This is a genomic window from Pseudomonas cyclaminis (genome assembly GCF_015163715.1).
Lineage (GTDB): Bacteria > Pseudomonadota > Gammaproteobacteria > Pseudomonadales > Pseudomonadaceae > Aquipseudomonas > Aquipseudomonas cyclaminis.
The window spans coordinates 1-7211 of sequence record NZ_JADDUM010000317.1 but is presented as its reverse complement, the minus strand read 5'-3'; the positions used below and the strand labels follow the sequence as shown (position 1 = coordinate 7211).

Here is a 7211-nt window from a genome sequence, read left to right as displayed (position 1 = left end):
AATGTGGAGGGGGCTTGCCCCCGATAGCAGTGTGTCAGCCAACTGCATGTGCAAGCTCGATCCACCGCCATCGGGGGCAAGCCCCCTCCCACTTTGAATGGCGTACTTCAGAAAACAAAAATGCCCCGGACCTTTCGGTACGGGGCATTTCTTAACTGTTTCGCAACCAGGGTTGCGTTGCAGTTGTTACCACTTAGGCAGCAGCAGGAACGCTCAGAGCCTTGATGTGGCCATTCAGGCGGCTCTTATGGCGAGCGGCCTTGTTCTTGTGGATGATGCCTTTATCGGCCATACGGTCGATAACTGGCACAGCCAGAACGTAAGCTGCTTGAGCTTTTTCAGCGTCTTTGGTGTCGATGGCTTTAACTACATTCTTGATGTAGGTACGAACCATGGAACGCAGGCTGGCGTTGTGGCTGCGACGCTTCTCAGCCTGTTTTGCACGTTTTTTGGCGGAAGGTGTGTTGGCCACCGTCGAGCTCCTCGAAAGACTTTTTAGGAAATAGCAAACAAAATAGGCCGCGAATCATGCCGATGACTTGAAGTGTTGTCAAGGGCGACTGATGCGAACTGCTGAGTGGTCGATCTGAAGAGGCGGGTGATTTATTTCCGGCGCTTGACCTGTAAACTCGCGAGCTTTGGCTCTGTGCTGTTGCAGGCGCGCAGTATCGCATAAGTAGGCGCACAGTTCGCCTGCTCTTTATCTAATAGGCGCAAACTCTTTCAATGAATCTGCTCAAATCGTTGGCCGCCGTCAGCTCTATCACAATGATCTCCCGGGTTTTGGGGTTTGTGCGTGACACCCTGCTGGCACGCATTTTTGGCGCCAGCATGGCCACGGATGCCTTCTTTATTGCCTTTAAATTGCCCAACCTGCTGCGGCGTATCTTCGCCGAGGGGGCATTTTCCCAAGCGTTCGTGCCGATTCTGGCCGAATACAAGACCCAGCAGGGCGAGGAGGCCACCCGCACTTTTATTGCCTACGTCTCAGGCCTGCTGACCTTGGTTTTGATGCTGGTGACTATCCTCGGCATGCTCGCCGCCCCCTGGGTGATCTGGGCCACGGCCCCCGGTTTTGCCAATACGCCGGAAAAATTCGCGCTGACCACGGATCTGCTGCGGGTGACCTTTCCTTATATATTGCTGATTTCCCTGTCATCCCTGGCCGGGGCGATCCTCAATACCTGGAACCGATTCTCGGTTCCGGCGTTTGTGCCAACGCTGCTAAACGTCAGCATGATCATTTTCGCGCTGTTCCTCACCCCGTATTTCGATCCGCCGGTCATGGCGCTCGGCTGGGCTGTATTGGCCGGCGGCCTGGCACAATTGCTCTACCAACTGCCGCACCTGAAAAAGATCGGCATGCTCGTGCTGCCGCGCCTGAACCTCAGGGACACCGGCGTCTGGCGCGTGATGCGCAATATGCTGCCGGCGATCCTCGGCGTATCGGTCAGCCAGATTTCCCTGATTATCAACACGGCCTTTGCCTCGCTGCTGGTATCGGGCTCGGTGTCGTGGATGTATTACGCCGACCGCCTGATGGAGCTGCCGTCCGGCGTGCTCGGCGTGGCCTTGGGCACAATCCTGCTGCCTACCCTGGCGCGCACTTACGCCAGCAAGGACCGGCAGGAGTACTCGCGCATCCTTGATTGGGGCCTGCGCCTGTGTTTCGTCCTGGTCTTGCCGTGTGCCCTGGCGCTGGGCATCCTGGCCGAGCCGCTGACGGTTTCACTGTTCCAATACGGCCAATTCGACGCCCATGACGCCTTGATGACGCAGCACGCGCTGGTTGCCTACTCCGTCGGCCTGCTCGGCATCATCGTGATCAAAGTGCTGGCGCCTGGTTTTTATGCCCAGCAAAACATCCGTACACCAGTGAAAATCGCGATCTTCACGCTGATCGTCACGCAACTGCTCAATCTGGTGTTTATCGGTCCGTTGGCTCACGCCGGCCTGGCCCTGGCGATCAGTGCGGGTGCCTGCATCAATGCGGGCTTGCTGTTTTATCAACTGCGCAAACAGCAGATGTTCCAGCCGCAGCCGGGCTGGGGCATGTTTGCCCTCAAACTGCTGGTGGCGGTGGCAATTATGTCGGCGGTGTTGCTGGGCTTGATGCACTTTATGCCGGTGTGGGACCAAGGCTCTATGTTGGAGCGCTTCATGCGTCTGGGCGTGTTGGTAGTCGCTGGCGTGGTGGTGTACTTCGGGATGTTGCTGCTGCAGGGTTTCCGCCTGCGGGATTTCAATCGCAAGTCGTTGAGCTAGAGAGTTTGCCGCGATAAAAGCGGTGTTTTATCGATTCGATCCATTTGCCCTGCGCTGTTGCCTGTCGTCTGAGGCTGGGTGTGGTTATAATCGACCACTTTATGAGCAAGAAGCGCGTTATGCAGCTGGTTCGAGGTCTCCACAACCTGCGCCCCCAGCATCGGGGCTGCGTCGCCACTATTGGCAACTTTGACGGTGTTCACCGTGGTCACCAGGCTATCCTGGCCCGGCTGCGCGAGCGTGCGGTCGAGTTGGGCGTGCCCAGCTGCGTGGTGATTTTTGAGCCACAGCCGCGGGAGTACTTCACCCCGGAGACGGCGCCGGCCCGCCTGGCCCGCTTGCGGGACAAGCTGCAACTGCTGGCCGAAGAAGGCGTGGACCGCGTTCTCTGCCTGGCTTTCAACCAGCGCTTGCAAAGCCTCAGCGCCGCCGAGTTCGTCGACCGTATCCTGGTGGATGGCCTGGGCGTGCAGCATCTGGAGGTCGGCGACGACTTCCGTTTTGGTTGCGATCGGGTTGGGGATTTCGAATTCCTGCAGCACGCCGGCGTTACCCAGGGCTTTACCGTTGAAGCCGCGCAAACCGTCGAACTGGACGGCCTGCGTGTGAGCAGCACCCAGGTGCGTAATGCCCTGGCGGCTGCCGACTTCGGCCTGGCCGAGCGTCTGCTGGGTCGCCCGTTCCGCATTGCCGGGCGGGTACTGCACGGCCAGAAGCTGGCGCGCCAACTGGGCACGCCAACCGCCAACGTGCAACTCAAGCGTCGTCGTGTGCCGCTTACCGGGGTTTACCTGGTGAGCGTCGACATCGACGGCCAGCCGTGGCCGGGAGTCGCCAACATAGGCGTCAGGCCCACGGTTGCAGGTGATGGCAAGGCCCACCTGGAAGTTCACCTTTTGGATTTTGCCGGTGATTTATACGACCGGCGTTTGACGGTGGTTTTCCACCAGAAGCTGCGTGAAGAGCAGCGTTTCGCCTCCCTTGAGGCGTTGAAAACGGCGATCAATGCGGATGTCGCCGCCGCCCGTGCACTAGCCGCACCTAGCGCCCATCGCTAACCGAAGAGCCTTAAATGACCGACTATAAAGCCACGCTAAACCTTCCGGACACCGCCTTCCCAATGAAGGCCGGCCTGCCACAGCGCGAACCGCAGATCCTGCAGCGCTGGGACAGTATTGGCCTGTACGGAAAGTTGCGCGAGATTGGCAAGGATCGTCCGAAATTCGTCCTGCACGACGGCCCTCCTTACGCCAACGGCACGATTCACATCGGTCATGCACTGAACAAAATTCTCAAGGACATGATCCTGCGTTCGAAAACCCTTTCGGGCTTCGACGCACCTTATGTTCCGGGCTGGGACTGCCACGGCCTGCCAATCGAACACAAGGTCGAAGTGACCTACGGCAAGAACCTGGGCGCCGATAAAACCCGCGAACTGTGCCGTGCCTACGCCGCCGAGCAGATCGAAGGGCAGAAGTCCGAGTTCATCCGCCTGGGTGTGTTGGGCGAGTGGGGCAACCCTTACAAAACCATGAACTTCAAGAACGAGGCCGGTGAAATCCGCGCCTTGGCCGAAATCGTCAAGGGCGGTTTCGTGTTCAAGGGCCTCAAGCCCGTGAACTGGTGCTTTGACTGCGGTTCGGCGTTGGCCGAAGCCGAAGTCGAGTACGAAGACAAAAAGTCCTCGACCATCGACGTGGCGTTCCCGATCGCCGACGACGCCAAGCTGGCCCAGGCATTCGGCCTGGCAAGCCTGAGCAAACCAGCGGCCATCGTGATCTGGACCACCACCCCGTGGACCATCCCGGCCAACCAGGCGCTGAACGTGCACCCGGAGTTCACCTACGCCCTGGTAGATGTGGGCGACCGCCTGCTGGTGCTGGCCGAGGAAATGGTCGAGGCGTGCCTGGCGCGTTACGAGCTGCAAGGTTCGGTCATCGCCACCACCACCGGCTCCGCGCTGGAACTGATCAACTTCCGTCACCCGTTCTATGACCGTCTGTCGCCGGTGTACCTGGCTGACTATGTCGAGCTGGGTTCGGGCACTGGCGTGGTCCACTGCTCGCCTGCCTATGGCGTGGATGACTTTGTGATCTGCAAGAAGTACGGCCTGGTCAACGATGACATCATCAACCCGGTGCAAAGCAACGGCGTGTACGTGCCGTCGCTGGAGTTCTTCGGCGGCCAGTTCATCTTCAAGGCCGACCAGCCGATCATCGACAAGCTGCGTGAAGTCGGTGCATTGATGCAAACCGACACCATCAAGCACAGCTACATGCACTGCTGGCGCCACAAGTCCCCGCTGATCTACCGCGCTACCGCGCAGTGGTTCATCGGTATGGACAAGGAGCCAGCCAGCGGCGAGACCCTGCGCAACCGCGCGATCAAAGCCATCGAAGACACCAAGTTCGTCCCGGCCTGGGGCCAGGCGCGCCTGCACTCGATGATCGCCAACCGTCCGGACTGGTGCATCTCCCGCCAGCGTAACTGGGGCGTGCCGATCCCGTTCTTCCTGAACAAGGAAAGCGGTGAGCTGCACCCACGCACTGTCGAACTGATGGAAATCGTGGCCCAGCGCGTTGAACAGGAAGGCATTGAAGCCTGGTTCAAGCTGGACGCCGCCGAACTGCTGGGCGATGAAGCCCCGCAGTACGACAAGATCAGCGACACCCTCGACGTGTGGTTCGACTCGGGCACCACCCATTGGCACGTATTGCGCGGTTCGCACCCGATGGGCCACGAGACCGGCCCGCGTGCCGACCTGTACCTGGAAGGCTCGGACCAACACCGTGGCTGGTTCCACTCCTCGTTGCTGACCGGCTGCGCCATCGACGATCACGCCCCGTACCGCGAATTGCTGACCCACGGCTTCACCGTCGACGAGACGGGCCGCAAAATGTCCAAGTCGCTGAAAAACGTGATCGAGCCGAAAAAGATCAACGACACCCTGGGCGCCGACATCATGCGTCTGTGGGTTGCGTCGACCGACTACTCGGGCGAAATCGCCGTGTCGGACCAGATCCTGGCCCGCAGCGCCGATGCCTATCGTCGCATCCGTAATACCGCACGCTTCCTGCTGTCGAACCTGACCGGTTTCAACCCGGCCACCGATATCCTGCCGGCCGAGGACATGCTCGCCCTGGACCGTTGGGCCGTGGACCGTACCCTGTTGCTGCAGCGCGAGTTGCAGGAACACTACGGCGAATACCGCTTCTGGAACGTGTACTCGAAGATCCACAACTTCTGCGTGCAGGAGCTGGGTGGTTTCTACCTCGACATCATCAAGGACCGCCAGTACACCACCGCCGCTAACAGCAAAGCACGCCGTTCGGCGCAGACTGCGCTGTACCACATCAGCGAGGCGCTGGTGCGCTGGATCGCGCCGATCCTGGCGTTCACCGCCGACGAACTGTGGGAATACCTGCCGGGCGAGCGTAACGAATCCGTGATGCTCAACACCTGGTACGAAGGCCTGACCGAACTGCCGGCCGACTTCGAACTGGGCCGCGAGTACTGGGAAGGCGTGATGGCCGTCAAAGTTGCGGTGAACAAGGAGCTGGAAGTTCAACGTGCGGCCAAGGCCGTCGGTGGCAACCTGCAAGCTGAAGTCACCCTGTTTGCCGAGGAAGGCCTGACCGCCGACTTGGCCAAGCTGAGCAACGAGCTGCGCTTCGTATTGATCACCTCCACTGCGAGCCTGGCGCCATTCGCTCAAGCCCCGGCTGATGCCGTGGCTACCGAGGTGCCGGGCCTCAAGCTTAAAGTGATGAAGTCCGCCTTTGCCAAGTGCGCCCGTTGCTGGCACTGCCGTGAAGATGTGGGGGTGAACCCTGAGCATCCGGAAATCTGTGGTCGTTGCGTCGACAACATCTCGGGTGAAGGCGAGGTTCGCCACTATGCCTAACACCAGTCGTTTCGGACGCCTGGGCTTGCTCGTGTTGAGTTTGCTGGTCCTGGTCATTGACCAGGTCAGCAAGGCTCATTTCGAGGGCTCCCTGGAAATGTTCCAGCAAATCGTGGTGATCCCCGATTACTTCAGCTGGACCCTGGCCTACAACACCGGCGCCGCGTTCAGCTTCCTCGCTGATGGCGGTGGCTGGCAGCGCTGGCTGTTTGCCGTTATCGCGCTGGTGGTCAGTGCGGTGCTTGTGGTGTGGCTCAAGCGCCTGGGTCGCGATGACACCTGGCTGGCCGTTGCCTTGGCCCTGGTGCTGGGCGGTGCGCTGGGTAACCTGTACGACCGCATTGCCCTGGGCCATGTGATCGACTTCATCCTGGTGCATTGGCAGAACCGTCATTACTTCCCGGCGTTCAATTTCGCCGACAGCGCCATCACCGTCGGTGCAATCATGTTGGCGCTGGATATGTTCAAAAGTAAGAAAACCGGAGAGACCGTCAATGACTGATCAGGTATTGGCTGAGCAACGCATCGGCCAGAACACGGAAGTCACTTTGCATTTTGCATTGCGCCTGGAGAATGGCGACACGGTCGACAGCACGTTCGACAAAGCCCCGGCGACCTTCAAGGTCGGCGACGGCAACCTGCTGCCGGGTTTTGAAGCGGCCCTGTTCGGTTTCAAGGCCGGCGACAAGCGCACCCTGCAGATTCTGCCGGAAAACGCCTTTGGTCAGCCCAACCCGCAAAATGTGCAGATCATCCCGCGTTCGCAGTTCCAGGACATGGACCTGTCGGAAGGCCTGTTGGTGATCTTCAACGACGCGGCGAATACCGAACTGCCTGGCGTGGTGAAAACCTTCGATGACGCGCAGGTGACGATCGACTTCAACCACCCGTTGGCCGGTAAAACCTTGACCTTTGACGTTGAAATCATCGGCGTGAAAGCGATCTGATCAACGACGCAGTTTAAAATGTGGGAGCGGGCTTGCTCGCGAATGCGCTAGTTCAGTTAACGGTTCAGTGACTGCTACACCGCATTCGCGAGCAA

The 7211-nt window shown here is 59.5% G+C and carries 6 protein-coding genes; 5 read left to right on the top strand and 1 reads right to left on the bottom strand.

From position 1 onward, the window contains the following. Positions 1–193: 193 nt before the first annotated feature. Positions 194–472 (bottom strand): 30S ribosomal protein S20, encoded by a 279-nt coding sequence (rpsT, locus tag IQK56_RS29340; protein ID WP_003188401.1) that lies wholly within the window; start codon positions 470–472, stop codon positions 194–196. 254 nt (positions 473–726) lie between these two features. Here rpsT and murJ point away from each other — a divergent pair, with 254 nt between their 5' ends. The 5 genes from murJ to fkpB all read left to right on the top strand — a co-directional run bounded on the left by murJ (position 727) and on the right by fkpB (position 7116). After that, entirely contained in the window at positions 727–2265 is a 1539-nt protein-coding gene (gene murJ / locus IQK56_RS29335) for a murein biosynthesis integral membrane protein MurJ (RefSeq protein WP_193862865.1), read from the top strand. A gap of 119 nt (positions 2266–2384) precedes the next feature. Then, entirely contained in the window at positions 2385–3323 is a 939-nt protein-coding gene (gene ribF, locus IQK56_RS29330) for a bifunctional riboflavin kinase/FAD synthetase (protein WP_193901931.1), read from the top strand. Between the two features lie 14 nt (positions 3324–3337). Further along, entirely contained in the window at positions 3338–6169 is a 2832-nt protein-coding gene (gene ileS / locus IQK56_RS29325; protein WP_193862863.1) for an isoleucine--tRNA ligase, read from the top strand. Beyond that, positions 6162–6671 carry a signal peptidase II gene (gene lspA / locus IQK56_RS29320; RefSeq protein ID WP_122309177.1) on the top strand — a complete coding sequence of 170 codons (510 nt, stop codon included), beginning with the start codon at positions 6162–6164 and terminating at the stop codon, positions 6669–6671. Before ileS ends, lspA begins: the two co-directional genes overlap by 8 nt. Positions 6672–6678: 7 nt before the next feature. Beyond that, a complete protein-coding gene (fkpB, locus tag IQK56_RS29315) occupies positions 6679–7116 on the top strand; it encodes an FKBP-type peptidyl-prolyl cis-trans isomerase (protein ID WP_183140562.1) in 438 nt (145 codons plus the stop codon). Positions 7117–7211 lie beyond the last annotated feature (95 nt).